Source organism: uncultured Helicobacter sp., assembly GCF_949282165.1.
GTDB lineage: Bacteria > Campylobacterota > Campylobacteria > Campylobacterales > Helicobacteraceae > Helicobacter_F.
This window is the reverse complement of record NZ_CASDOV010000001.1, coordinates 25,781-50,748: the sequence shown is the minus strand read 5'-3', so window position 1 is coordinate 50,748 and position 24,968 is coordinate 25,781. Positions and strand designations below refer to the sequence as shown.

At 47.3% G+C, this 24,968-nt stretch carries 29 protein-coding genes; 14 read left to right on the top strand and 15 right to left on the bottom strand.

Annotation, left to right across the window (positions count from 1 at the left end):
* Nucleotides 1-20 precede the first annotated feature (20 nt).
* From rfbA to ACH2BK_RS00240, 8 genes are all read left to right on the top strand, one after another.
* Complete coding sequence (rfbA, locus tag ACH2BK_RS00275) at nt 21-905, top strand: glucose-1-phosphate thymidylyltransferase RfbA (protein WP_395001643.1); 885 nt, start codon at nt 21-23, stop codon at nt 903-905.
* Complete coding sequence (gene rfbB, locus ACH2BK_RS00270) at nt 902-1,921, top strand: dTDP-glucose 4,6-dehydratase (RefSeq protein ID WP_394996255.1); 1,020 nt, start codon at nt 902-904, stop codon at nt 1,919-1,921. The genes rfbA and rfbB overlap by 4 nt, the downstream gene beginning before the upstream one ends.
* A 112-nt stretch (nt 1,922-2,033) precedes the next feature.
* Nucleotides 2,034-2,738, top strand: a complete 705-nt coding sequence (locus tag ACH2BK_RS00265) for a methyltransferase, TIGR04325 family (RefSeq protein ID WP_395001642.1) — start codon at nt 2,034-2,036, stop codon at nt 2,736-2,738.
* A gap of 13 nt (nt 2,739-2,751) precedes the next feature.
* On the top strand, nt 2,752-2,928 hold the full coding sequence (locus ACH2BK_RS00260) for a hypothetical protein (protein WP_395001641.1): 177 nt from the start codon (nt 2,752-2,754) through the stop codon (nt 2,926-2,928).
* The gene (locus ACH2BK_RS00255; RefSeq protein WP_395001640.1) at nt 2,856-3,374 is read left to right on the top strand and encodes a methyltransferase, TIGR04325 family; all 519 of its coding nucleotides are present in this window, start codon (nt 2,856-2,858) and stop codon (nt 3,372-3,374) included. Before ACH2BK_RS00260 ends, ACH2BK_RS00255 begins: the two co-directional genes overlap by 73 nt.
* Nucleotides 3,328-3,567 carry a hypothetical protein gene (locus ACH2BK_RS00250; protein WP_395001639.1) on the top strand — a complete coding sequence of 80 codons (240 nt, stop codon included), beginning with the start codon at nt 3,328-3,330 and terminating at the stop codon, nt 3,565-3,567. The genes ACH2BK_RS00255 and ACH2BK_RS00250 overlap by 47 nt, the downstream gene beginning before the upstream one ends.
* Nucleotides 3,568-3,775: 208 nt before the next feature.
* Nucleotides 3,776-4,915: a glycosyltransferase family 2 protein gene (locus tag ACH2BK_RS00245; protein WP_395001638.1), complete on the top strand. Its 1,140-nt coding sequence runs from the start codon at nt 3,776-3,778 to the stop codon at nt 4,913-4,915.
* Nucleotides 4,916-5,866, top strand: a complete 951-nt coding sequence (locus tag ACH2BK_RS00240; protein ID WP_395001637.1) for a glycosyltransferase family 2 protein — start codon at nt 4,916-4,918, stop codon at nt 5,864-5,866.
* Here the strand turns inward: ACH2BK_RS00240 and ACH2BK_RS00235 are convergent.
* From ACH2BK_RS00235 to folE, 11 genes are read right to left on the bottom strand one after another with little or no spacing between them, the layout of a single operon-like run.
* Entirely contained in the window at nt 5,832-7,556 is a 1,725-nt protein-coding gene (locus ACH2BK_RS00235; protein ID WP_395001636.1) for an autotransporter outer membrane beta-barrel domain-containing protein, read from the bottom strand. The two genes, ACH2BK_RS00240 and ACH2BK_RS00235, sit on opposite strands and share 35 nt — an antisense overlap.
* Nucleotides 7,540-7,869 (bottom strand): hypothetical protein, encoded by a 330-nt coding sequence (locus ACH2BK_RS00230; protein ID WP_394996270.1) that lies wholly within the window; start codon nt 7,867-7,869, stop codon nt 7,540-7,542. Before ACH2BK_RS00230 ends, ACH2BK_RS00235 begins: the two co-directional genes overlap by 17 nt.
* Before the next feature lie 11 nt (nt 7,870-7,880).
* The gene (gene hisG / locus ACH2BK_RS00225; RefSeq protein ID WP_394996273.1) at nt 7,881-8,495 is read right to left on the bottom strand and encodes an ATP phosphoribosyltransferase; all 615 of its coding nucleotides are present in this window, start codon (nt 8,493-8,495) and stop codon (nt 7,881-7,883) included.
* Complete coding sequence (locus tag ACH2BK_RS00220) at nt 8,492-9,142, bottom strand: type III pantothenate kinase (RefSeq protein ID WP_394996393.1); 651 nt, start codon at nt 9,140-9,142, stop codon at nt 8,492-8,494. Before ACH2BK_RS00220 ends, hisG begins: the two co-directional genes overlap by 4 nt.
* Nucleotides 9,142-10,164, bottom strand: a complete 1,023-nt coding sequence (locus tag ACH2BK_RS00215; RefSeq protein ID WP_395001635.1) for a plasminogen-binding protein — start codon at nt 10,162-10,164, stop codon at nt 9,142-9,144. The genes ACH2BK_RS00220 and ACH2BK_RS00215 overlap by 1 nt, the downstream gene beginning before the upstream one ends.
* 8 nt (nt 10,165-10,172) lie before the next feature.
* On the bottom strand, nt 10,173-10,808 hold the full coding sequence (locus ACH2BK_RS00210) for a hypothetical protein (RefSeq protein WP_395001634.1): 636 nt from the start codon (nt 10,806-10,808) through the stop codon (nt 10,173-10,175).
* Between the two features lie 10 nt (nt 10,809-10,818).
* Complete coding sequence (gene dut, locus ACH2BK_RS00205; RefSeq protein WP_395001633.1) at nt 10,819-11,268, bottom strand: dUTP diphosphatase; 450 nt, start codon at nt 11,266-11,268, stop codon at nt 10,819-10,821.
* Between the two features lie 8 nt (nt 11,269-11,276).
* The gene (gene greA / locus ACH2BK_RS00200; RefSeq protein WP_394996284.1) at nt 11,277-11,768 is read right to left on the bottom strand and encodes a transcription elongation factor GreA; all 492 of its coding nucleotides are present in this window, start codon (nt 11,766-11,768) and stop codon (nt 11,277-11,279) included.
* A gap of 55 nt (nt 11,769-11,823) precedes the next feature.
* Nucleotides 11,824-12,471, bottom strand: coding sequence for an HAD family hydrolase (locus tag ACH2BK_RS00195; protein WP_395001632.1), 648 nt, complete (start codon nt 12,469-12,471; stop codon nt 11,824-11,826).
* A complete protein-coding gene (locus tag ACH2BK_RS00190; protein WP_395001631.1) occupies nt 12,468-13,826 on the bottom strand; it encodes an MATE family efflux transporter in 1,359 nt (452 codons plus the stop codon). Before ACH2BK_RS00190 ends, ACH2BK_RS00195 begins: the two co-directional genes overlap by 4 nt.
* Nucleotides 13,827-13,861: 35 nt before the next feature.
* Nucleotides 13,862-14,419, bottom strand: coding sequence for a GTP cyclohydrolase I FolE (gene folE / locus ACH2BK_RS00185; RefSeq protein WP_394996292.1), 558 nt, complete (start codon nt 14,417-14,419; stop codon nt 13,862-13,864).
* 118 nt (nt 14,420-14,537) lie between these two features.
* Here folE and ACH2BK_RS00180 point away from each other — a divergent pair, with 118 nt between their 5' ends.
* The 4 genes from ACH2BK_RS00180 to ACH2BK_RS00165 are packed head-to-tail and all read left to right on the top strand — an operon-like array spanning nt 14,538 to nt 18,990.
* Nucleotides 14,538-15,623 (top strand): tyrosine-type recombinase/integrase, encoded by a 1,086-nt coding sequence (locus tag ACH2BK_RS00180; RefSeq protein ID WP_394996295.1) that lies wholly within the window; start codon nt 14,538-14,540, stop codon nt 15,621-15,623.
* 44 nt (nt 15,624-15,667) lie between these two features.
* Nucleotides 15,668-16,681 (top strand): type I glyceraldehyde-3-phosphate dehydrogenase, encoded by a 1,014-nt coding sequence (locus ACH2BK_RS00175; RefSeq protein WP_395001868.1) that lies wholly within the window; start codon nt 15,668-15,670, stop codon nt 16,679-16,681.
* Between the two features lie 24 nt (nt 16,682-16,705).
* The gene (locus ACH2BK_RS00170; RefSeq protein WP_395001630.1) at nt 16,706-18,115 is read left to right on the top strand and encodes a DEAD/DEAH box helicase; all 1,410 of its coding nucleotides are present in this window, start codon (nt 16,706-16,708) and stop codon (nt 18,113-18,115) included.
* Nucleotides 18,085-18,990, top strand: a complete 906-nt coding sequence (locus tag ACH2BK_RS00165; protein WP_395001629.1) for a helicase-related protein — start codon at nt 18,085-18,087, stop codon at nt 18,988-18,990. The genes ACH2BK_RS00170 and ACH2BK_RS00165 overlap by 31 nt, the downstream gene beginning before the upstream one ends.
* Here ACH2BK_RS00165 and ACH2BK_RS00160 read toward each other — a convergent pair.
* From ACH2BK_RS00160 to ACH2BK_RS00145, 4 genes are all read right to left on the bottom strand, one after another.
* Nucleotides 18,987-19,718, bottom strand: coding sequence for a hypothetical protein (locus tag ACH2BK_RS00160; protein ID WP_394996301.1), 732 nt, complete (start codon nt 19,716-19,718; stop codon nt 18,987-18,989). The two genes, ACH2BK_RS00165 and ACH2BK_RS00160, sit on opposite strands and share 4 nt — an antisense overlap.
* Before the next feature lie 41 nt (nt 19,719-19,759).
* Nucleotides 19,760-19,975 carry a hypothetical protein gene (locus ACH2BK_RS00155; protein WP_394996303.1) on the bottom strand — a complete coding sequence of 72 codons (216 nt, stop codon included), beginning with the start codon at nt 19,973-19,975 and terminating at the stop codon, nt 19,760-19,762.
* 135 nt (nt 19,976-20,110) lie between these two features.
* The gene (locus ACH2BK_RS00150; RefSeq protein WP_394996397.1) at nt 20,111-20,749 is read right to left on the bottom strand and encodes a tetratricopeptide repeat protein; all 639 of its coding nucleotides are present in this window, start codon (nt 20,747-20,749) and stop codon (nt 20,111-20,113) included.
* 9 nt (nt 20,750-20,758) lie between these two features.
* Nucleotides 20,759-21,388: a tetratricopeptide repeat protein gene (locus ACH2BK_RS00145; RefSeq protein WP_395001867.1), complete on the bottom strand. Its 630-nt coding sequence runs from the start codon at nt 21,386-21,388 to the stop codon at nt 20,759-20,761.
* Between the two features lie 157 nt (nt 21,389-21,545).
* Between ACH2BK_RS00145 and ACH2BK_RS00140 the strand changes: the two genes are divergently transcribed.
* Nucleotides 21,546-22,811: a CCA tRNA nucleotidyltransferase gene (locus tag ACH2BK_RS00140; protein ID WP_395001628.1), complete on the top strand. Its 1,266-nt coding sequence runs from the start codon at nt 21,546-21,548 to the stop codon at nt 22,809-22,811.
* A gap of 300 nt (nt 22,812-23,111) precedes the next feature.
* The gene (locus ACH2BK_RS00135) at nt 23,112-24,935 is read left to right on the top strand and encodes a methyl-accepting chemotaxis protein (protein WP_395001627.1); all 1,824 of its coding nucleotides are present in this window, start codon (nt 23,112-23,114) and stop codon (nt 24,933-24,935) included.
* Nucleotides 24,936-24,968: the final 33 nt, after the last annotated feature.

Sequence of the window (24,968 nt, the reverse complement as noted above, 5' to 3'; positions counted from 1 at the left end):
AAATCCCAAAGGAGCAAACAATGAAAGGAATTATCCTAGCTGGGGGAAGTGGAAGCAGGCTTTTGCCTCTGACACAGAGCATTGTCAAGCAACTCTTGCCCATATACGACAAACCTATGATTTATTATCCCCTATCGGTGCTTATGCTAGGCAATATTAGGGAGATTCTCATCATCTCCACTCCTAAAGACTTGCCACGATTTGAGGAGATGTTTGGCGATGGGGCGCATTTGGGGCTAGAGATTCACTACGCTATTCAGGAGCGGCCAAATGGCTTGGCTGAAGCGTTTGTGATAGGCAAAGAATTTGTGGGCGATGATGATGTGTGCCTTATCTTAGGTGATAACCTCATCTATGGAGAGGGTTTGACAAGAATCCTGCGCCAAAGTGCGCAAAATGTCGCACAAACCAAAAAGGCGATGATATTTGGCTACTATGTGCAAAATCCACAACACTATGGCGTGATAGAGTTTGCCAAATCAAGCGAGGGCTTTGAGGTGGTATCTATCGAGGAAAAGCCAAATGAGCCAAAGAGCCATTATGCGGCAATTGGCTTGTATTTTTACCCAAATGATGTGCTCACAAAAGCCACGCAAATCTCTCCCTCTCATCGCGGCGAGCTAGAAATCACTTCCATAAACCAACTCTACCTACAAGAAAAGCGTCTCAATGCAGAGATACTCGGCAGAGGGTATGCGTGGCTTGATACCGGCACACACCAAAGCCTTTTAGAAGCTGGGAACTTCATCGAGATTATCGAAAAACGCCAAGGGCTAAAAATCGCTTGTCTTGAAGAGATAGCCTACAAAATGCGCTTTATCTCGCACCAACAACTTATACAACTAGGAGAACAAATGAGCAAAAACCAATATGGACAATATCTTTTGCAGGTAGCCCAACAATGAGAAACATACTCATCACAGGGGGAGCTGGCTTTATCGGCAGCAATTTTATAGAGTTTTTTATGGACAAATACCCACATTACACCATCATCAATCTCGACAAGCTGACATACGCGGGGAATTTAGAGAATCTAAAAGCCGTGCGAGAGAGGGCAAACTACACCTTTATCCAAGGCGATATTTGCGATAAAACGCTGCTAAGGCAGATATTTGAATCTCATAAGATAGATTCTGTGATTCACTTCGCTGCGCAATCCCATGTCGATAATTCCATAAAATCTCCAAAATCCTTTATCCAAACAAATATCCTAGGCACATTCACACTCTTAGAGGTAGCTAAAGAATCTTGGCTAGATACGGGGCTAAAGCATAAGACACCATTTGGGATTTTTCATCATATCAGCACCGATGAAGTGTATGGCTCACTAGGCAGCAGCGGGCTTTTTAGTGAATCTAGCCCGTATGCGCCAAACTCGCCCTATGCAGCCTCTAAAGCTTCAAGCGATATGCTCGTGCGAAGCTTTCATCACACCTATGGCTTAAGGACTTTTATCACTAATTGCTCCAACAACTATGGCCCAAAACAACACAGCGAAAAGCTCATACCCACAATCATACGCAAGGCACTTTTAGGCGAGGAGATCCCCATCTATGGCGATGGGGGTAATGTGCGGGATTGGCTCTATGTTTTGGATCATTGTGAAGCGATTGATAGAGTGTTTCACTCACAAGCCTACGGAGAAACCTACAACATCGGTGGCAATAACGAATACACCAACATACAAATCGCCCAAAAAATTTGCGCAATCCTTGATGAGATAGCCCCTAGAGAAGGTGGCGGCACATACGCAAGCCAAATCACTTTTGTGCAAGATAGGCTAGGACATGATAGGCGTTATGCCATCAATGCGTCTAAAATACGCGAGACTCTAGGCTGGCAGCACTCTTTTAGCTTTGAAGATTCACTGCGAGATACAATCATTTGGTATCACAATGTATTGACACACAAACCACAATAAGGAGTTTCCATGCAACAACTAATCATTAAGATTCTAAAAGGCTTTTTACATCTACTCAAAGACATCAGGAATTATTACAGATTTCCCAAGGGCTTATATCGCTTATCGGGGTGTGTTTAGGGATTTTGCACAGGCACAAGAGAGCTCGCCAAATCGCAAAAGCCAAACATATAGCGATGAGAGCTTAGAAAAAAATATAGAAAATGCGCATACAACGCAGATAGCAAATACAGAGTATCCATTCTTTTTTTGGCTGCACACGCTTGTGAGCGCAAACCAAAAAAGTCGTGTGTGCGATTTTGGTGGTGGGTTTGGGCGGCATTATTTCCACTACACTGCCGCTACTAAAAGCGATTTAGAATGGATAGTCTGTGAGCTACCCCACAAAGTGGAGGCGGCAGAAGCGAGGTTTGCAAACCTTGAGGGCAAACGCCTCTCTTTTAGCTCCGATATGTCTGTGGCGCACAAATGCGATATTTTGCTCTCCTCTTCTGCGTTTCAGTATATAGAGAATCTCAATGAGATTCTACAAAGGCTATTAGGGGGGGGGGCAGCACACATTTTGCTCGCACGGCTTCCTATGCAGACGACTACCTCCACATTTAGCACATTACAAAATGTATGCAACGACTTTTTTACCCCAATGTATATTTTCAATAAAGATGAATTTGTGGGGTATTTTACCGCCTTGGGATACGAGCTAGTCGATATGTGGGACGATCCCTTTGATAGTATCACTTTGCCATTCCATAGGGACATAGACATACACTTTTGTGGGTTTTACTTCAAACCCACTACCAATGCAACCAAACTATAAACAAGGAGTGCTTATGCAACAAGCAATTATCAAGATTCTAAAAAATTTTGTGAATCTACTCAAAGACATCAGGAATTATTATAGATTCTCCCAAGGGCTTATATCGCTTATCGGGGTGTGTTTAGGGATTTTGCACAGGCACAAGAGAGCTCGCCAAATCGCAAAAGCCAAACATATAGCGATGAGATAGTAGAGAGAGACGCACGAAACATTCTCACGACACAAATCACAAATATGGAGTATCCATTCTTTTTTTGGCTACACACATTACTAAGCAAAAGCCAACATTACCGCGTGTTTGACTTTGGCGGAGGCTTTGGGGGACATTATTTCCACTATGCCGCCGCTACGCACACAAACCCACGATGGATAGTTTGTGAGCTACCGCACAAAGCAGAGGTAGCAAATGAGGCATTAAAAGAGGAGATGAAGGGCACAAATCTCTCTTTTACCTCCGATATATCCGCCTCGCATACATGCAATATCTTAGTATCCTCTGGTGCCCTTCAGTATATAGAAGATCTTTTAGGAATGTTAAAAAATCTGCTAGGGGGGGGGGCAAGAGCATGTTTTGCTTACGCGACTTCCTATGCAAACCACCGCTCCCACTTTTGTATCCCTACAAAATGTGCATAATAGCTTCTTTACTCCCTATCATATTTTTAATAAAGATGAGTTTATACAACGCTTCATTGATTTGGGCTATGAGCTAGTCGATATGTGGGATAATCCCTTTGATAGTATCACTTTGCCATTCCATAGGGACATAGACATACACTTTTGTGGGTTTTACTTTCGATTGCACCCCACAAAGACCAACAAAATATGATACAATGGCGGCAAACAAAAAAGAGGCTTGTAATGATTTGTGCAAAATGTCCAAAAATGATAGATTCCTTTCTCATTAACGACAACAAACATATAGCATCTAAGGGGGGGGCAGAATATAGACTAATCCCCCTCCCCGCCCCTCCTGTCAATCCACACACTTTCCCCGCACCTTGTAGCATCTCTCATCTCTCCACAGAGGCTTACCAATGCGCATAGGCCTCATAGTCCCCGTGTATAATGTAGAAAAGTATCTGGCAAAATGCTTAGATTCTATCCTAGCCCAAAGTTACCAAGACTTTGTGATTGTCCTTGTCAATGACGCAAGCACGGATTGTAGTCGTGATATTTGCTTTACATACTATGGGCTTGATAAAAGAATTGTGGTGCTTGATAGCGTTGCGAACGCTGGCTTGTCCAGCGTTCGCAACGCCGCGCTAAAATTTTTTACACACAAAGGGGCTATAAACACACTTTTTCTCCCAAATATCACAATTTACACGCATTTTGAATCTATCCCACAATGCCAATACATAAAATTTGTAGATTCTGATGATAGTATCACTAAAGAATGCCTAGAGATATGCCTTAAATCCATACAAACCTACCAAGTCGATGTGCTCATACACGATTGGTATTGCATTAATGAATCTGGACAAATACGCAACCAAATGTTTTTCAAAAAATTCCTAGCCCTAGAGGATATGCACTGCTGCACACCTATGGAAGTTGCGACATTTTTTGCCAAACGCAAGAGAGGAGTGGCGGGGTTTGTGTGCAATAGCCTCTATGACATAAAGCTTTTCTACAACCCTTACGCAAGATTTTTAGAGGGAGTAATCTTTGAAGATGTGCTGAGTTATTTTGTGTTTTTTGCCCTTGTCAAAAAAGTCGCCTACATACCAGAAATGCTCTATGTAGTCTTTGAGAGAGAGAACTCAACAATGCGTTTTAGAGAGGATAATACAGACATTTTATCATTGCCCAAATACCAACAACCTCTAGCTAAATTGTTCAAATCTCCCTACAATGCCTACCTCTACCACACACATTATTCATCTTTGCGTATGGCAAGCGAGCTCCTCCATTTTGCCCAAATCTACCAAACCCTGCCAACTTCTCAAGCAAGCATACTCCAAGAGCTATACAGAGGGCTTAGAGAAATCCTCTCATCAGCCACATTGATCGCCATCCCCATAATGCGCGAAAAAATCGATCCAAACAATGCTAGAAGTCTTTTGCGCTCTCTGTGCGCACCTAAGGTGATTCTAGCCTGCTATACCCCGAGGCTTTTTTATGGCTTATGGAGGACAAAACGCATTCTTAAAAAACTTATAAAAAGGAAGTAGATGCTAGCACCCATTGTCTTATTTACCTACAATAGACCCATACACACCGCAAAAACCCTCAAAAGCCTTCTACAAAATGCCCTAACGGGGCAAAGTGATTTGTTTATTTACTCCGACGCACCAAAAGATTCTAAAGCTAGGCACAAAGTTACCCGCACAAGGCAATATCTCCGCGCTTTCAAAGCACGATACACACAAGCATTCCAAAACATCACCATCATCGAGCGAGAGCGCAACTTTGGCTTGGCGGATTCTATCATCGATGGTGTTACGCACATCATTAAGCAATATGGCAAAATCATCGTCTTAGAAGACGACATACTCGTATCGCCTGTGTTTTTAGACTATATGAATGACGCCCTCTCGCGCTATGAACAACATAGCAATGTCTGGGCGATCAATGCACACACCCACCCCATAGATCCGCAAGGCCTAGGGGATTGTTACTTTTGGTACTTCCCTGATCCTTGGGGTTGGGGCACTTGGCACGATAGATGGCAGCATTTTAGACGCGATACACGATATTTTATCAACAACTTTAGCAAACAAGAAATTATGGACATCAATCTCAACAACTCCTACAACGCGTGGCAGCAAATCCTCCTAAACAAAAGTGGCAAGATAAAAACTTGGGCTATCTTTTTTTACTGCCTTGCCTACAAGCACAATGCCCTAAGCCTCACTCCTAGCACCTCATACATCCACCAAATCGGCCTAGATGGTAGCGGGATACACTGCAGCAGCTCTGAAGAAGTCTTTAACTCAAAAACCATAAACACAAAATTCCCCATTACTTATCCACAAGAAATCAAAGTCCCTACTCTCGCCCTACAGAGAATCTATGCATTCAATAAAAGCCTAAAACTCCCGCTAATAGCAAGGATAAAACGCAAACTAAAAACTATCTCTAAAAAACTTAAAACCCAAATCGCACCCCGCCCCAGACGCTAAGCATATTCATACCCACGCGATTTAGGCGGCTATCTCGCGCGTCTATGGCTTGCTTATAGGAGGTATTTATCCCAAAGGTTAGCCTATCTTTGTAAGCAATCTCGCCACCTATGAGGAGATTGACAAATCCCTTTGGCAGCACAAACGCGCTCCTATCTAAAGCAAGCGCAGAATCCACAATCTGTGTCTGCGGGGTGTTTTGGCGTGAGTGGAGCAGCACCTCATAGGAGGGCTTGATATACACATAGCTCCCACGCGCGTTTTTGAACCTATACTCCGCCCCAATCTCTAGGCTCTGATACAAAAGATCGCTCGCGCTTGTGCCAATAGGCAGCGTGCCGCTTTCATTAAAGGCGGGTTGGTGCGCATAATGGGTGCCTAAGCCCAAAATGGGCTTTAAAAAATGCGTGGGAGAGAGATGAAACACATAGCCATAGAGGAGCGTGCCCCCTAGCGCGTGGGGATTATACGCGCTGCGCTGCGCACTCCCAAAGCCCCAGAGACTAAAGTAGCGCGCCATTTGCGCAAAATTTGCCATACCATAGAGGCTGATATCTAGCTCATTGTGTGTATCAAACACCCTGCCATAGAGGTTTGCAAACGCATACTGCGCGCTATGCTCTATCGCCGCGCCCACCTCGCTCGCGCCGCGTATGTAGCCAAACGCCGCGCCCAGCAGTATATGCTCCCCCAAACGCCTATCAATCCCGCTTATAAAGCCAAAAAGATTCTGAGTGCGCGCGCCAAAATGCGAAGTCCCAACGAGCAAATCCGCCCACACATCGCCGCGCTGAGAGCTCATAGAATCTGCGCGCTGATTGAGCCGCAAGCTCACCTGTGCATTGCTCCCTATCCAGCTCATCGCGATGGCATCATAGAGGCTTTGATCATACACTTCATCTTGCGCGCGGTAGAGGGATTGGGTAAGTTGGGCGATATTGGTGCTTGCCTCATCTGAGAGGAGCGCGCTCACTACGCCCACGCCAAAGGTTTGGTTGTGGTTTTTGAGATGAGTTAATAGGGCTTTGTCGTGTGATGAGAGCGCGGCGGTGGCGGTGGGATTGAGCGTGCTAATGTCGGTAGCTTTAGCAGTATCGGTGAGGCTAAACTCCACAAAGAGCGACTTAGAATCCTCACTCAAATCGTGTGTTAGGCGTATGTATGGCGCGTATTTGGAGCTAGATTCTATCCCTACACTCACGCCATTATCGATGATAGAATCTTGCGTGCTATATAGCAGCGTGTAGCTCGTATCGCCAAAGAACGCCATTTGGGGATTTAGCACGATTTTGGAATTAGAATCTAGCGTGATAGATTCTGCGCTTATGGAGCCAAAGTGATGATTGAGCGTGCCGCCAAACTCCAAACTCCCGCTATGTGTGAATCTAGCGCCCACCTCGATAAGTGCGCCAGATTCTAGCCGCACGCTACCACTATTACTAAAGCTCCCGCTAAGCCCAAGTGATGCGCCCTCGCCTATGATGATAGTGCCTAAATTGCCTAAATCCCCATGGACAAAGAGCGAGGCATCTGCCCCTAGGGATATGGTATGGGAAGTGAGGTTGGTGTAGGATTGGCTAAGCTCTTGGTGTGTGCGCTCTGCAAGCGTGAGATCGCCCGTGCTATCCTGTGCGAGAGCGAGTCCAAAAGCTCCGAGGAGGCACAGAGCGCGCCTAAAACTCAAGCGCATTATTTAGGACTTCTTGGGATTTTTTGAGTGCCTCAAGCTTGCGCTGCTCGAGATTCTCATCACTGCTTAGAGGTTGTGTAGCGTTTGGGAGGGGGGTTTGGGATTTTTGAGCAGATTTTAGCTCGCTAGGGAAAGCACCGCGGGGCATTTTGACAAACACATCTTTGTAATTCTCTCCTCCTAAATGGTGGCGCACAAAAATCTCGCCACTTTGGTTGTTGTAGATATAGGTATCGCTCCCATCGCTAAACATCACCCACTCGGCAAAGCCTAGCGCCACGCACAGCTGCCACAACAGCACCAAACGCTTCATCTCTTGCCCTACTATCCTATAAGCGCGCTAAGCTTTTTGCTCAAATCCAAAATTGCTTTTTGCTTTTGGTAAAAGCTTAGGGCGTTGGCGATGAGGTAGGCAGAAGATTCCATAATGACTTCATCGACTTTGAGATTGTTTTGCTGCATAGTCGCGCCCGTCTCGACGATATCCACAATCCCATCGCACAGCCCCACCAAAGGTGCGAGCTCAATGCTCCCATAGAGCTTGATGATATCAATTGGGATAGCTTTTTTGGAAAAATGCTTATAAGTGATGGTGGGCATTTTGGTAGCGATTTTTATCTGTGGCTTTTGGTAATCTATCTCCTTGCCCATCTCTGAGCCTATCACGACTTTGCACTTGCCAATGTGCAGGTTTAGGAGCTTGATGGCGTCATTGAGCTCATACTCCTCAATCACATCAAGCCCCACCACGCCCACATCCGCAGCCTGATAATGCACATAAGTGAGCACATCCTGACTGCGCACGAGTAAGAATCTAAAGCCCCCCTGCTCCAAAATCAGCTTCCTATCCTCAAACGCAAAATCCTCCCCAAACATCTTAGAAAAAAGCTCTAGACTCTCTTTGGCGATACGCCCCTTTGGTAATGCAATCGTTATCATTTGTTTCCTTTGTGCTTCAAAAGATATGTATTGTAGGCTTGCTGCATACCCTTAAACACGATGGTTTCATCAAACACGCAGCTATGCTCTTGGGACAAAAACCTGCTAAAAAACTTCCCATCGCCCCCGGTAAAGACAATCTGCTTGCCCTTAGCACTATCATCAATCATTAGTAAAATACTCCTAATCACCCCATAGCTAAGGGCTGCGCGTGTGTTTTGGGGCAGTCTATCCAGATCCACTGCGAGATCAAAATCCCTATTTAGCACGGGCGCGATACTCCTATATAGCTGCCTAAATGCCCCAAGTCCGGGCAGGATATACCCGCCCAAATGCACGCCATTTTGCATAATATCCACCGTGATCGCACTCCCCGCATCGACGATGATCCCATCTCCCACGCCCACGCACGCCGCCACTCTGTCAATCCCCATACCACGATAAGCAGTGTTTAGCTCAAAGTAGGGAGCGAGATTCACACACGCGCTATGGGAGCTAAGGAGCTTTTTCTCAGATTTGGGATTGACACTGATATAAAAAATCTTGACATCTTGCCGCTTGGGCGAGAGTTTGCTTGGCGACTCTTTCCAGATTCTGCCTTTGTAGCAAAAGTGTAAGAAAGTGTTGCCTATATCACAAAAGACCATCAAAACCTCTTGTAAAATCTGTCATAAAACAAACTCTCATCGGTATAAAAAATAGGCTTTTTGCTTGGCAAATCGACTTTATAAATCACGGGCAAAAAATTCTCTAGATTCACTTCTATGAGGTATTTGTGGCTCTCAAGCGTATAAAGGGCATTGTCCTTTACCACGATGCCGTGCAGCCTCGCATACTCTAGCTTGACTTCACGCAGGAGCTTTAGAGTATGATCGAGCTCTAGAATCTTGCCATCATTGCTTAGGACATAAATCTTATCCTTATGCAGGAGCAAATCCCTAAAATCCCCATCATAGTTAAAGGTTTTGCTATTGCCCACAATCGTGCTGATACGCTTGGAAGTGGCGGCGATGATGAGATCGTTTTTTACCACGAGATAGATGATATTGTTAAAAAACTTATCGCTTTGGATTAAGATATCGCGCACCAACGCATTGCTCGCTTTGTCATACATCACAATCTTGCCATCAAGCGTGGGAAAGATGATTGTGTCTTTATCAAACACAGGTGCGGCAGCGAGGGAATTAATGGCTATCACATTAGCAAGCTTTTGGGAAAATCGCTCACGCTTACTGCCCACATCATACACAATCACGCTATTATCCGCGCCCACGAGCGCGATGAGCATATCGGATTGGAGGCTAGAGTGTGGCGCGATAGTCGCACTCACGATACATTTGCTAAATGCTAGCTCGCTTTGTGTCTTTGTCGCGCTATCGATAAGCAGCAGCGCACCACAGCCATTTTGCACGAGATAATACCCGCCCTCTGCGCCCAAAAACCGCTGATCTTTGGCTAGCTCGATATCGATATTGCCAGACATATCAAGCACTTCATAATTTTTGAGTAGGGCACCAACCCTTGAGGTATGCACGATAGGAGCGGGGAGCTTGTGAGGGAAGTCTGCTTGCAATCGCACATCTTTTGGCTCAAAATACTTTTTCTGACTACAACCCCCAAACACACCAATACTGAGCGCAAGTAGCGCAATGACAAAGATTCTCATCACGCTAAAGCCTATTTTTGGTAATGGCGCAAAGCCTTGCCCATATGGGCAAAATCAGAATTTTCATCTAAAAGCATAAGCTTCTCTCTAGCCTCTTGCTTATAGCCCTTTTGGAGCAGGATTGCAGCCTCTTGGAGGAGTAGCCACTGCTGGAGCGTCTTATCCTGCAGTGGCGGCAGGCTAGCAAACACCTCGCTAGGGTTGGCAGGGCTGGAGGGCGCGCTAGATTCAGCAAAATCCCCAAGGAGTGAATCTAGCGTGTGCTGGATATGCTCATAGGTGGCGATTTGGGCGATAAGCTCGTTTTTGGACTTCATCAAGTCTTGGAGTCTCTCCTCGCTGGGATTGTGCGTGTAGAGATAAAAATCATAGAGCGTTGGGCTATTTTGCTTCAAAGTCTCTAGGAGCTCGGGGGTTTGGGCTTTTGTGATTTCTCGAAACGCCGCATTTGCCTTTGTGTGCCGCTGCTGGGTAAGGTAGCTGCTCACACCCATATACACCGCGCCCGCGACTATCAGCACCAAAAGCGCGATGAGCGACTTCCTATAGCGCCTTAGCAAAATCTCAAACCTAAACGCACTCTCTAAAATCTGCCCATCTTTGTTAAACTCATTTTTGATTTGTGTCAAATCGTTTTTAACGCTCATAGTTATCCTTTTATTGATAGTTTCCCTGCTCCCCCACGCCACTAGAGCCAAAGCCCCCCGTCCCGCGCTGTGAATCTGTGAGATCTCCCACTTCTTCAAACTCCGCCTGATACACCCTGCTCACCACGCCTTGGGCGATCCTATCGCCAGATTCTATGACAAAGTCCTCGCTAGAGTGGTTAATGAGCAGCACTTTGATCTCCCCGCGATAGTCGCTATCTATCGTGCCCGGAGTGTTGAGCACGCTTATGCCATTTTTGAGTGCCAAACCGCTGCGGGGGCGCACCTGCACTTCATAGCTAGATTCTATCTCAAAGGCTAAGCCTGTGGAGATGAGCGCGCACTCATTAGCTTTGAGGATATGTGAATCTAGCGCGTGCAAGTCAAAGCCCGCGCTAAAAGTCGTCTGATACTTCGGGATAATAGCCTGTGGGTGGAGTTTTTTTATCTTGATACGCATACCTTACCTTAGTTTTTGAACTCTAAGGGCTTATAGCCCACTTCTAGGATTTCAAACTCGCTCTCGCCCTTGGGTAGCACGATACTCACTTCATCGCCCACTTCTTTGCCTATGAGCGCACGCCCCATAGGCGAGGATACGGAGATGAGTCCATTTTGTGGATCGCTCTCTAGCGTGCCCACAAGTGTGTAAGCAAGCTCCTTATCCGTATCCAAATCCAGAATCTTCACATAGGAGCCAAAGCTCACTCTTTTGTGCTCTAGGGTGCTAGGATCGATGATTTGTGCATTTGAGAGCATAGCACTAAGCTCGGCGATACGAGATTCTATAAATGCCTGTTTTTCCCTCGCGGCGTGGTATTCTGCATTTTCTTTCAAATCCCCGTGTGAGCGCGCTATATCGATTTCTTTGACGATTTGGGGGCGTTGGACTTCTTGCAAGTCTTTGAGCTCGGCTCTAAGCTTTTGGTAGCCATATTCTGTCATCGGTTCTTTTGCCATAGATTCTACTCCAAATTTTTCTCACAATCATAGCCACAATAGCCTAAAACTGCCATTAAAGGCTTCTGGCTATCTCGCGCACCGCCTCTAGCGCGTCCGCACACATCGGCACGCCATACGCGCTCATCGCCTGCTTATCGCCATAGCCACACAGCACGCCTAGCGCCGATATGCCCGCCCTTTTGGCAGATTCTAAATCAAGCGCGGTATCGCCTATCATATAGGCGCGCGCCTCGCTAGCGTGCTTAAAGCTCTCTAGGGCTTTTAGGATTGGCTCAGAATCTGGCTTAGGCTTAGCCACAGATTCTATCCCCACCACGCATTTAAAATACTCGCCCACACCAAGCGAGTGCAGCAAGCGCGCGCTATAATCCCCGCGCTTAGTGGTCACCACGCCCAAATGCGCGAAACTAGCCGCGAGTGCTATCGCCTCTGCTGCATTTGGGAGCAGAGTCGTGCCCGCCTCCATTTTGTCACGATAGGAGATTCTATAGCGCTGCACGAGCTCCCCTAGTCTATCCTCTGGGATTTTGTGCGCTAAGAACATATCCTCAAGCGTGTGCCCAATCGTCATTTTGAGTGAATCCAAACTCGGCTTAGGATACCCAAACGCCTCCATCGCCTCACAAAAGCTCGCATAAATGGCTTTGGTAGAATCTATAAGCGTGCCATCAAGATCAAAGAGTATGATTGCCTTTTTCATCGTGCCACACTCCCTATGCTCCTGCCCAAACTCCCGCGCCTAAACTCATACATCATCACACCAAGGGTTACCACGCTCGCACACATAAATGAGAGCGGATAGCTCCACCACACGCCATCAAGCCCCCAAATCCTGCTCAAAATCTCTAGCAAAATCACGATAAACACGAGGTTTGTGGAGATGGTGACTATAAAAGAGCTTAGCGGTCTTTGGATAGATTGTAAAAAAATCGAACTCACAATATTAAAGCCCAAAAAGATAAAGCCCAAAAAGTAAATATGCAGCGCGTGCGTGGTGGGCTCTAGCAGGTGCTGGGTATCAGCGCGCAAAAAGAGGCTCACAAGCGCGCTATCAAAGAATTTAGAAAGCACATACATCAGCGCCCCGCTTATAGTGGCAAAGCCGAGCACAAAAAAGTAGATTTTTTTCACACGCGCATATTCTCGCGCCCCGTAATTAAAGCTAGCGATAGGCTGCACGCCCTGCGCGCAGGAAAGCACGATGGTAAAGACTACCATACCGCTATACATCAGTATGCTATACACCGAGAGTGCATCTGTCCCGCCCAAGTCCTTAAGCGTGCGATTGATAAGCAGCATCACCACGCTCACGCTAATCTCAGCAAAGCTTTGGGGCAGTCCATTGCGCATAGAGGCAAACACGGAGCGGAATTTGAAGATTCTCACAAAATAAATCTTACCCTGCTTGAGGATAAAATGGCTTAGCAGGATACACATACCAATGCAATGCCCAAGGATCGTCGCTAGAGCCGAGCCCGCTATGCCAAGCTCTAGCACAAACAAAAAGAGGTAATTGAGCACGATATTGCTCGCTGCGCCTATTATCATCGCCATCATCGCGAGCACGGGACGCTTGTCATTGATAGCAAAAATATCTAGCAGCGGATGAAGCACCACGATAAATGAGCCTAACAATATCACTTGCAGATATTCCACCACATAGCCCAAAATCTCCTCATTTGCCCCTAGCATATAGGCGATAGATTCTGTATTTAAAAAAAGCACAATCCCAAAAAGGAGGCTACTACCCCCAGCAAAGTAACACACCGAGCTAAACATAATCCGCGCGCGGTGCTCCTGCCCCCTGCCTAGATAAAACGACGCGATACTCGCTGCTCCCATACCAAAAAGCAGCTCAAAAGCAATCATCACGGGAAACACAGGCCAACACACGCCAATAGCTGCTAGTGCCTGATGTCCCAATGCCTTGCCCACAAAAATCCCATCAACCGTGGAATAAGTCGAGAGTGCTATCATCGCGCACAAATTTGGGACAAAAAAATAAAAAAATAAGCGATAGAGTGAATCCGTGCCCATATTGATATTTTTTGCCATTTTCTCCTCCGAAATACTTGTGAATCTAAATGGTGCTATTTGATAAGCTGCATAAACTCTGCGCGTGTTTTAGGATCGCGCTTAAACAATCCGCGCAAAGCACTCGTGATGATGGTAGGATTTTTTTGCACGCCGCGCATACTCATACACAGATGTTGCGCCTCGCACACGACGATGACGCCCTTTGGCTGGAGTGTCTCTAGGAGGCATTGGGCGATTTGCTCGGTTAATCTTTCTTGAATCTGTAGCCTGCGCGCAAAGCTCTCCACCAAGCGCGCTAGGGAGCTAATCCCCGCGAGGTGCTTATCTGGAATGTAGCCGATACTGATATGCCCAAAAAAAGGCAGCAAATGGTGCTCGCACATTGAGTAAAACTCAATATCCTTTGCTATCACCATCTCATCGCACAAACCCTCTTTAAAAGTCGCGCCAAGCAGCTCTGTGGGATTTTGCGCATAGCCGCTAAAGAGTGTTTGGAAAGATTCTATAATCCGCTTTGGTGTCTCCTCTAGCCCCTCACGCGCCCTATCCTCGCCTATATGAGCGCACAATCTCGCAAAAAACCGCTCAAAATCCTCCAACACTTCCTGCATTGCCCAATCCTAAAAATCCTTAAATCAAAGCGCGATTATAGCAAAGATGTAGCCAAATTGTGGCACTAAATGTGCTTTAGTCCCGCAAAAATCTCACACTAATGGGCGATGACAATCTATGCAATATCCTTTAGAATCTTACCCCTCATTTGAGCAAAATCTCCTGTGCTGGATGGGACGCTTTATCCGCTGGAAGATAAACACGCTCTCTAACCACCAAGTGCGCGATCAGGAGAGTATCCTCCACTGCCTCCAAGCCCTCAATATCACGCCAAAAAGCATACACGAGCTCCTAAGTCTGTGCAAAAAGGCGCGCAGTGCGGGGCTAGTGGGTATCAATCTCTTTAGCACGCCGCTGCGCAAGCTCTATGAGTATCTCTCTGCTCTGCATTTAGATTCACTCACACGCATTGATGAAGAGCTCATCATCGATTTTTTGAGCGTCTATACCTCCAAGCTTAGCGACGCGAGCAAAAAAAATTATCGTATCGTGCTTATTGGGTTTTTTGGCTATATCGATAGGCACAATTCCTACAACAAAGGTTCCTTTGTCTTTGGGATAAAGCTCGCTATCCGCCATCTCATAAGCCAAACTAGCGGGCAAAAGCTCCCCACATACCTCGATGAGAGCGAGCTCGAGCGGTTTTTAGAATCTATCGACACCACGCCGCTCCCCCCAAGCCGTATGGCGCGCGATAAACTCATCATCAAAGTCATCATCTACACCGGTATGCGCGTGAGCGAAGCCCTAAGTCTGCGCACCAAAGACTTAATCCCTCAAGAAAACCTTTGGATGTTTCAAGTGCGCGGCAAGGGCAACAAAATGCGCGTGGCGATGATAAAAAAAGAAAAGATAGATTCTCTTATGCGCATTTGGATGCAAGAGCGTAGTGAAATCGCCCTGCGCACGGACATAGAGGATAATCTCATCTTTTGCAACAACAAAGGCGGCAAGCTCACCCAAGCGCGCGTGTATCAAGTGCTAGGCGAGATTTTAAAATACGCAGGGATCAAAAAAGAAAAGATGGGCGCGCATATGCTCCGCCACACCTTTGCCACGATGCTTTATAGCAAAAAGCACGATTTGGTGCTCGTCCAAGAAGCCCTAGGGCACGCCAATCTCAACACAAGCAGAATCTACACGCATTTTGACAAGCAGCGGCTGCTTGAAGCGGCAAATGTGATGGATGAGTTTGAAAAGTAAATATGCTAAAATTTTGCTAAAGACTTTGATAAAGTGAGGGAGTGATGATAAAAATAGCGATAAATGGGCTTGGGCGGCTTGGTAGGAGTATCTTTCGCGCGTGTGCTTTGCGCGATGATATGGAGGTGCTCCTAGCGCACGATATTGCCGATGGCGCAATGATAGCGCATTTGCTCACATACGATAGCGTGCATACTAGCCCCCTAAGCGATGTGTCCTACACGCCACACACTCCCACACAGGGTATCTTGTCCTTTACCCACGATGGACGCTCCCACTCCACCACGCTTTTTACTAACCTAGTGCGAGAGGAGCTAGATTTTAGCAGTGCAGATGTCGTGATAGAATCTAGTGGCAAGTTCCTAAATAGCGCGAGTATGGAGACGCATTTAGCCAAAGGCGTGCAAAAAATCATCATATCCGCCCCCGCTATCGATGATACGCCCACCTTCGTGCTAGGAGTCAATCACACGCAATACAATGGCGAGTCCATCATCTCTAACGCCTCCTGCACGAGCAATGCCCTCGCGCCCATTGCTAAGGTGGTAGATTCTCTCTTTGGGATAGAATCTGGAGTGCTAAGCACCATCCATAGCTACACTTACGATCAAAACCTCCTTGACAACGCACACAGGAGTGATAAACGACGCGCACGCGCCGCAGCACAAAACATAATCCCCACGAGCACGGGCGCGGCAAAAGCCCTCTATAAAGTCCTCCCACAACTCAAAGGCAGGCTACACGGGCATAGCGTGCGCGTGCCTGTGGCTGATGTCTCGATGGTGGATTTGAGTCTCAAACTCCGCCGCGACGCAAATGCAGATTCTATAAACCAAGCCCTAGAGGACGCCTCACGCGCCGAGCTATCGGGCATTTTGGCAATCGATAAGAGCTTTAGAGTGAGCAGTGATTTTATCGGCGATACGCATAGTGCCATCGTGGCGAGCGATCTCACCTTTGTGCTTGAAGGCGGTATGGCTAAGGTAATGGCGTGGTATGACAATGAATGTGGCTATGCAAACAGAATCCTAGATATGGCGCGCTATATCACGCGCTAGGCGGGGATTATATGGGGATTTGACTTGGATATTTTGCAACGCTCAAAACTCGAGCACATTATAGAGATTATAGAATCTACATCGCCCCACGCGCTAGAGAGTGCCATCAGCCCTAAAAAAGATTTAGGGATACACACGCTTTTTGATATCCTGCTAAATCCCCCCAAAAGCTATCAAAATAAAACCCTCCTCCCCGCGCTCACACACGGCGCGGTGGGCGCGCTGCGCGTGGAGATAGCACAGAGCACTAAGGCGGGCTTTGGCAAAAAGAGCTATCTTAGGATTTACGCGCACGCCCTAGACTTTGGGCAGGAAATCTCTATGACGCTTTTTCACCCAAAGCCCTTTATGTATAAGAGCTTTGGCGAGGGGGCGCAATGCGTGGTGTATGGCAAACTCGAGCAAAAGGGCGCGTTTTGGCACATAACCCAACCAAAAGCCATAAGCGACTTTGGCGCGATCACGATGGATTTTAAAACCACGCCCGCTAAAAATAAGCTCCTAAACGCCCTAAGCGCGCTCATCACGCACGATACGCTCCAAGCGTGCGGTATCATCGAGCCTTATGCAAGCGCGCTGTATGAGGTATTCCACCCTACAGGGGAGTTTGTGAGTGCGTTTTTAGCCCATAGTGGCTATTTTGGGGTGTATCTACAAGCCTTAAAATTCACTGAAATCCTGCACCATATCCTACGGCTGCGCACCAAAAACCTGCATTTTAGAGCCAATTTTGTGTGCAATGGCGACTACAAAGCCTTTGTAGATTCTCTACCCTTTGTCCTCACGCAAGGACAGAGCGAGGCTATAGAATCTATTGCCACAGATCTTAACTCTAGCACGGCAGCGCGGCGGCTGATAATGGGCGATGTGGGCTGTGGCAAGACTATCGTGATTTTGAGTGCGGTGATGATGGCATACCCGCACAAGTCTATCCTAATGGCTCCTACAAGTATCCTAGCCAAGCAGCTCTATGAGGAGGCGCGGCGGTTTCTCCCACCTTTTGTGCGCCTAAAGCTCATCAGCGCACAGAGCAAAGATTCTATCAGCCCCAAAAGAGGCGCACAGGAGAGAGATACACAGGAGGCGACGCAGGGGATAAGCGCGCCACGATGGATAGAATCCACACTTTTCACACAAGAGGAGTTGGGGGATTGTGATGAAAATACAGAATCTCAAATTGCTAGCGGCGTTATAGAATCTAAGCAATCCCTAGATTCTATAAAGGGCAGTGTATGTGCGCGCAGCGGAGCGAGCAGAGATTCACTCTCTGCGAGCGATAGCAATTTGTCAAAGACAAATTGTGATGAAAACATAGAATCTAATGCCACCAATGGCGTTATACAGGCAGTGTATGTGCGCGCAGCGGAGCGAGCAGAGATTCACTCTCTGCGAGCGATAGCAATTTGTCAAAGACAAATTGTGATGAAAACATAGAATCTAGCGACGCGGATTTTATCATCGGCACACAGGCGATTTTGTATCGCGATTTTGATTATACTCAGTTCGCGCTTGTGATGAGCGATGAGCAGCACCGCTTTGGCACAAACCAACGCCACAAACTCGAAAAAATGTTCTCCAGCGCTACAGACACCAAGCCCCACGCCCTGCAGTTCTCCGCCACGCCTATCCCACGCACCTTTGCGATGATGAATGCCCACTATATCAAGCACAGCATTATCAAAGACTTGCCCTTTAAAAAAGACATACAAACCCGCATTGTGGGCAAAGCAGACTTTGCCACGCTCCTAGCGCATTTGCGCGCAGAGTTTGAGCGCGGACATCAGGCGATCATCATCTACCCGCTCGTGGAGGAAAGCGAGCATATCGACTACCTCTCGCTTTCACAGGGGCAGGAGTTTTGGTTTAGGCATTTTGAGGGCGTGTATGTCACCTCGGGCAAGGATAAGCAAAAGCAAGAAGTGCTCGCAGAATTTGCTAGCAAGGGAAATTTATTGCTCGCTACCACCGTGGTGGAGGTGGGGATCTCGCTTCCTAGGCTTAGCACGATTGTGATTGTCGCGCCCGAGCGTTTGGGGCTAGCGACACTGCACCAACTCCGCGGCAGGGTAAGCCGCAATGGGCTAAAGGGCTATTGCTTCCTCTATACCACTGCCAAGGACACCACGCGCTTAGAATCTTTTGCCAAGACACTTAGCGGATTTGAAATCGCCGAGCTCGATCTCAAAAACCGCAGTAGCGGGGATCTGCTCAGTGGGATAAAACAAAGTGGGAATGAGTTTAGATTTTTTGATCCTAGTAGCGATGAGGCACTCATAAAGGAAGTCAATGCGCGCCTCTTAGGGGATTAGCTAAGATAATCTGTGCTTTTCAAAGCTTCCCTTGGGCGCACAAAAGTGCGCGTGATACTAAAAAATCCGATACAAAAAAACACAACACTTGCCAAAGTCACCACACAGAGCAAGCCCCAAACAATCAGCAAACTAAGGTAATTTTTAAAAAACGCAATCAGCCCATACTCCAAGCCACCAAAGATCATACCGCTCACCACAAGCGGATTGTGGTTTAAAAAATCCACAAACATAAAGCCAGATATCGCCCCGACAAGCACATTGCCCACCAGCGCGACTACATAGAGCTTAAAGCTCGCCATAAATGCTTTTAATCCACTCAAAAACGCCAACTCGACACTAGCTTTATAAAACCAATACACCTGCAACGCCATCACAGCAATGCCCCCGAGGAGAACAATGGCGCACGCCACATACACCGAGGTGCTTGGCATCATTACATCATTCATAACCACAACCGCAAGAATCTGCAGGACAATAAAGTAGCCAAGATTTAGCAAGAGCGCATACACATAGTAGCGGAACACAAAGGTATTGGCAAGCTTGCTAAAGCGATACAGCCCCACAACGCCCACGATCCAAAACGCGATGATACTAAAAAGTGCGATGAGATTGACAAGCGGGATAAAGAGGCAAAAAAGCGAGATGATACATCCGAGAATGCCCCGGCATATGAGCTTTTTGCTATTTGCTAATGCCGGGCTATCTGCAAGTGTGAGTGTCTGCATATGCAGCTCCTAGTGCATACAGAATCTATGCACAACTAGGGCTATTTTTGTGCTTTTTTGGCGTTTTTATACTCTTTTTTTACCTCTTTCTTTGCTTCTTTATGCTCGCGCTTTAGCTCTTTTTTATTCTTTGTGCTTTCTGCGCTCTGTTGTTGTGCCTGCTGTGGTTGTGTATTTTCATCCTCTGCATACACGCCACCGCCAAGCAATCCCGCCAACGCCACGACAAACACGACTTTTTTAAACAAACCTTTCATAATGTCTCCTTTTTGTGCATTTTGCACGCTTATTTTCTGCCTTAAGACGATGGGGAATTGTAGCTTTTGTGTCCAATCATTTTGCTTAAAAATCTACTCTAATGCGCTTAGATTCTAAATCCTTGTTGGAATCGGCTACAGCAGCGATCTATACGCCTCGCAGCCCTCTTGGTAGGACAAATCACAAGCCTGCCCAAAAAAGCTTTTCGCACTCTGCTTATTCTTAGACACGCCCTTGCCTTTGAGATACATTCTCCCGATATTCATACACGCCACCGCACTCCCGCCGATACACGCCTTTTCATACAGTAGCGCGGCATAGGCTGCGTCTTTGGTTACTAAAATGCCCTTTTCTGTCATACGCGCGAGGTTGTTGCACGCATCGGGCTCGCCACGCGAGCAAGCCGCCTGATAGAATCTAAACGCCACTTGGTAGCTCTGCCGCGTGCCTAGCCCCTCCTCATAGAGCGCGCCTAGGTTGTTGCAGGCTTTGAGCACGCCAGATTCACACGCCATCTTGTAGAATTGCGCAGCTTTAGAATACCACTGCACACCGCCCTCGCCCTTGGCATAAAGCGTGCCAAGCTTGTAGCAGTCTAGGCTATTGCCGCTGCCACAGGAGCTTCTTAGGATTTTGATATTTTGGAGTAATTGCGGGGATTCGTGGGCGATTGAGCTATCATCAGCGAGTTGGGAGGTTTTTTGCAATTCCTTATGGCCACACCCACTCCCCATAATCACACAGGCAAGCACCAAATACGCGATACTTCTCATCACTAGCCCCTACTTGAGATTGAGCGTTTTGAACTGCTCGCAGCCCGCCTGCAGCCCAAAATCACAGCTTAGCCCATAATATTCCTTTGCCATCGCCCTGTCTTTTTTCACGCCATTGCCATCGTATGCCAGCACAGCGAGATTGTAGCAGCCCTTGGCACTTTTGCCCATACACGCATCGGTGTAATAAAGCCCCGCTTGGACAAAATCGCGCTTTTCCACACCATAGCCGTTTTCAAACATCACGCCTAGGTTGTTGCACGCATCGGCATTGCCCCCCTTGCAGGCTTTGTCATAGAGCTCTAAACTTCTCTGATAGTCCTGCCGCACGCCCTCTCCGCGATAAAACATCACGCCTAGATTATTACACGCAGCCATCACATTGGCATTACACGCGAGATCATAAAACGCCACGCTTTTGTGAAAATTTGGCGACACACTCTCGCCGCTGCTATAGAGAATCCCTAGCTGATAGCACGCGCCAAAATCGTTGTTTTTGCACAGATTCTCAAAAATCTGCAAGGCTTTTTTGTGATTGCCATTGATGAGCTCTTGCATAGCCTCATCGGAGTTTTGCGCAGACGCACTCGCACACAGCGCGAGAGCAAGCCACACTAGCGTAGTCTTCAAAGTCTTCATCACTAGAGCTCCTAGGGGAAGTTTTGCGCATTATTGTAACCAAAAAGCGCGGGAGATAAGATTAAATCGTAATTTTTGTGCGGGTTTAAAGTGTATAATGCGCCTTTTGAACGCTTTTTTAAGACGCATATAAAGATTTAAGCAAATTAGGAAAACAATGCACAATACCCCACGGATTTATCCCCACCACATCGCTCTCCCACAGAATCTGCGTGGGATTCTCTCACGCTTAGAATCTCGTGGCTACCTCGCCTACATCATCGGGGGCTGCGTGCGCGATAGCCTGCTTGGCATAGCTCCTAAGGATTGGGACATCGCCACAGACGCGCGCCCTGAGGCAATCTGTGAAATTTTTGCCAACGATAATCGCGCCACACTCATACGCACGGGCTCCAAATACGGCACCATAGGCGTGTGCGTGCATAAAGTCTGCTATGAGATCACCACCTTTCGCAATGATGGAATCTACCGCGATGCTCGCCGCCCAGAATGCGTGAAATTCGTGAGTGATCTCGCCATAGACATCACGCGGCGGGATTTTAGTATCAATGCCCTCGCCTATCACCCCAAACAAGGCGTGCTAGACTATGTAGGCGGGGTGGAGGATTTGCGTCAAGGGCGTATCGTGTGCGTGGGCGATGCGAGAAGGCGATTTAGCGAGGATGCGCTTAGAATCTTGCGCGCTATGCGCTTTAGGGCGACCTTGGGCTTTGGGCTAGATTCACGCGCTAGGGACGCGCTACTAGAGCTCACGCACCTCCTTAGCACACTGCCTACTGAGCGCATACGCCTAGAGCTTGATAAAATCCTTATGGGCGCGTATGCAAGCATCGTGCTTAGGGAGTTTGCGCAGGTTTTTGCGCAGCTCTTTGCCCAGCTTGCCCATCAGCCACAAAAATCCCACGCGAGATTCACTCCTATGCTTTTGGAGTGCGCACAGCATATAGATAGGCTAGATTCACTGCTTGCGCGCTATGCGTGGCTTTTGGGCGGATTTGGCGAGGAGATGAGGGCTACATTGGTTCAGAATCTATGCTTTAGCAACGCGCACAAACGCCAGATTCTCTCCCTGCTAGCACTCCTCTCCCTCGCTCCTCCGCGCGATGATACACAGATTCTCACGCTCCTATCAGACTTTGGCGCGCAGTGCGTAGAGACAGCTCTAGGGCTTTGGACGCTGCGATATGGGGAGTTAGAAGGATTGGCAGTGCGCGTGGAATATCTCGCACGCAATGCGTGCTATGAGCTAAAGGGCCTGCAAATTAGTGGCGAGGAGATTAAGAAACTAGACAAAAACATCGAGGGCAAGCGCATTGGCGAGATTCTAAAAGAGCTCCTAGATGAAGTGATAGCCCAAAAACTTCCAAATATGAGAGAGCCTCTCATCAATCGGGCAAAAAATCTCCTCACACAAGCCCCATAAGCCCGCACAAGTGCCATAAACCCAAAGCAGTGTTACAAAAAATCGTTTTTTTTTTTTTTGTATCTGCCTTAAGGTAAATTCTTGACTTTTTAGAGATTCTTAATTAATATTCCCGATATTAAAATCCCTAAAAAAGGAGCTTGTATAAGCATTAACAAAAAGATCATCTCCACTATATTTGTCTGTATCGTTGTAGGCTTTGGGATTTTTATCGCCTTTAACTACAATGTTTCTGAAAAAAACATTCTAAGCAGCATTACTAATGGCAAGCAAGAATCTATCCGCAACGCCGAGAACTTTGTGAGTGAGTTTTTTAACACCAAGCTTAAGGGCGTTGAGATTTTTGCCAATGAAGTGGCAAAGAGCGGGGATATCTCTGTGGAGCATATCCGCGCTATGCTCAAAGAGGCTTTTATCTACACACAGATAGACGCGCTTTTTATCGGATATGAGGAAGATGGGCTACTGATTAAAACCGACGATCTCTCGGGCAATACGCCATGGATCCTCTCGCCCACGCAGGGCAATTTTGACTCGCGCACAAGGAATTGGTTCAAAGAGGCAAAGGCAAGCCTCAAACCCGGATTTTCCACGCCATATAATGACATAACCACAGGCAAACTCATCACAACCGCCTATACCCCCGTAATCATCAATGGCAAGCTCGTCGCCGTCATAGGGGGCAATATCTTCTTAGACCAGCTCCAAGAGGACATCTCCGCGCTTAGGACTACGCCTAGCACGACATTTTTCCTCACGGACAAAAACAACCACATCATCTCGCATTCCAATCCCGACTTGATCATGTCCGATGAGCCCGAGCTAAAGGGCATCATCGAGCGATACTCTGCCCTAGCTGCAAAGAGCAAGGGAGAGCCCACAGAGCTCATGCAATATGTCCTAAGAGGCGATGAGCGCGTGGGGCTCTGTATGCGCAGCAATGAGGGGGAGTGGCTCATATGCACGGCAAATTCTATCAATGATTATGATGAGCTTTTGGATATGCTCATTGTCCAGCAAGTGCTTTTCTCATCACTATTTATGGTAGTGATCATGGCGGTTTTGGGCTTTATCGTGCATTTTTACCTAAGGCCAATGACACCCATTACCGATGGTTTGGTGCATTTTTTTAAGTTTCTTAATCACGAGAGCGATTTGCCCACACCCATTAGTATCAAATCCAAAGATGAGTTTGGCAAGATGGCGAGCGTGATAAACCACGAAATCACCAACATCACGCAATCCCTAGCGCGTGATAAAAAACTCGTCGATGAAGCGGTGGGTATCGTAGAGGAGGCAAAGCTTGGGAAGTTTAGCAAAGTCATCGCCCTCTCAAGTGCCAATCCACAGACAAACCGCCTGCGCGATTCTCTCAATGAGATGGTGGGGACTTTGCGCGATTTGCTAGGCGAGGATCTCGATGCGGTGAAAAAATCTTTTGCCGCTTTTGAATCTAATGACTTCTCACACAAAATCCCAAATGCCGTGGGTATGCAAAATAGCGTAAATAGCCTCGCAGAAGTCATCAGCGCGATGCTGCGCGTCTCTGCCCACCACGCACAGAATCTAAGCGGCAAGGCAGAGGAGCTAAAAGATTCTATGCAAAAGCTCGTAGAAGGTAGTCAATCTCAAGCCAGCGCGCTCGAGCAGTCCGCCGCCGCGGTAGAGGAGATAAGCTCCTCTATGCAAAGCGTGAGCGATAAAACCACAGAAACGACAAAACAGGCTGAGGATATCAAAAACATTGTGAGCGTGATAAAAGACATAGCCGATCAAACCAACCTCCTAGCCCTCAATGCCGCGATTGAAGCAGCGCGTGCGGGCGAGCATGGGCGGGGCTTTGCCGTGGTGGCTGATGAAGTGCGCAAGCTCGCTGAGAAAACCACAAAGAGCCTAGGCGAAATCGAGGCAAATGTCAATATCCTCGTGCAATCAGCTAATGAGATGAGTGAATCTATCCAAGAGCAGACTAATGGCTTGCGACAGATTAATGAATCTATCTCGCAGCTAGAGTCCCAAACGCAGCAAAATGTCAGCATAGCCCACACGACAAACGATATCACCCACGCAGTCAATAGCATCGCTAGCGAGATCCTCCACGATGTGGAGCAAAAGAAGTTTTGAAGTATCCATTTGGTATAAGCGACTAAGGGCATA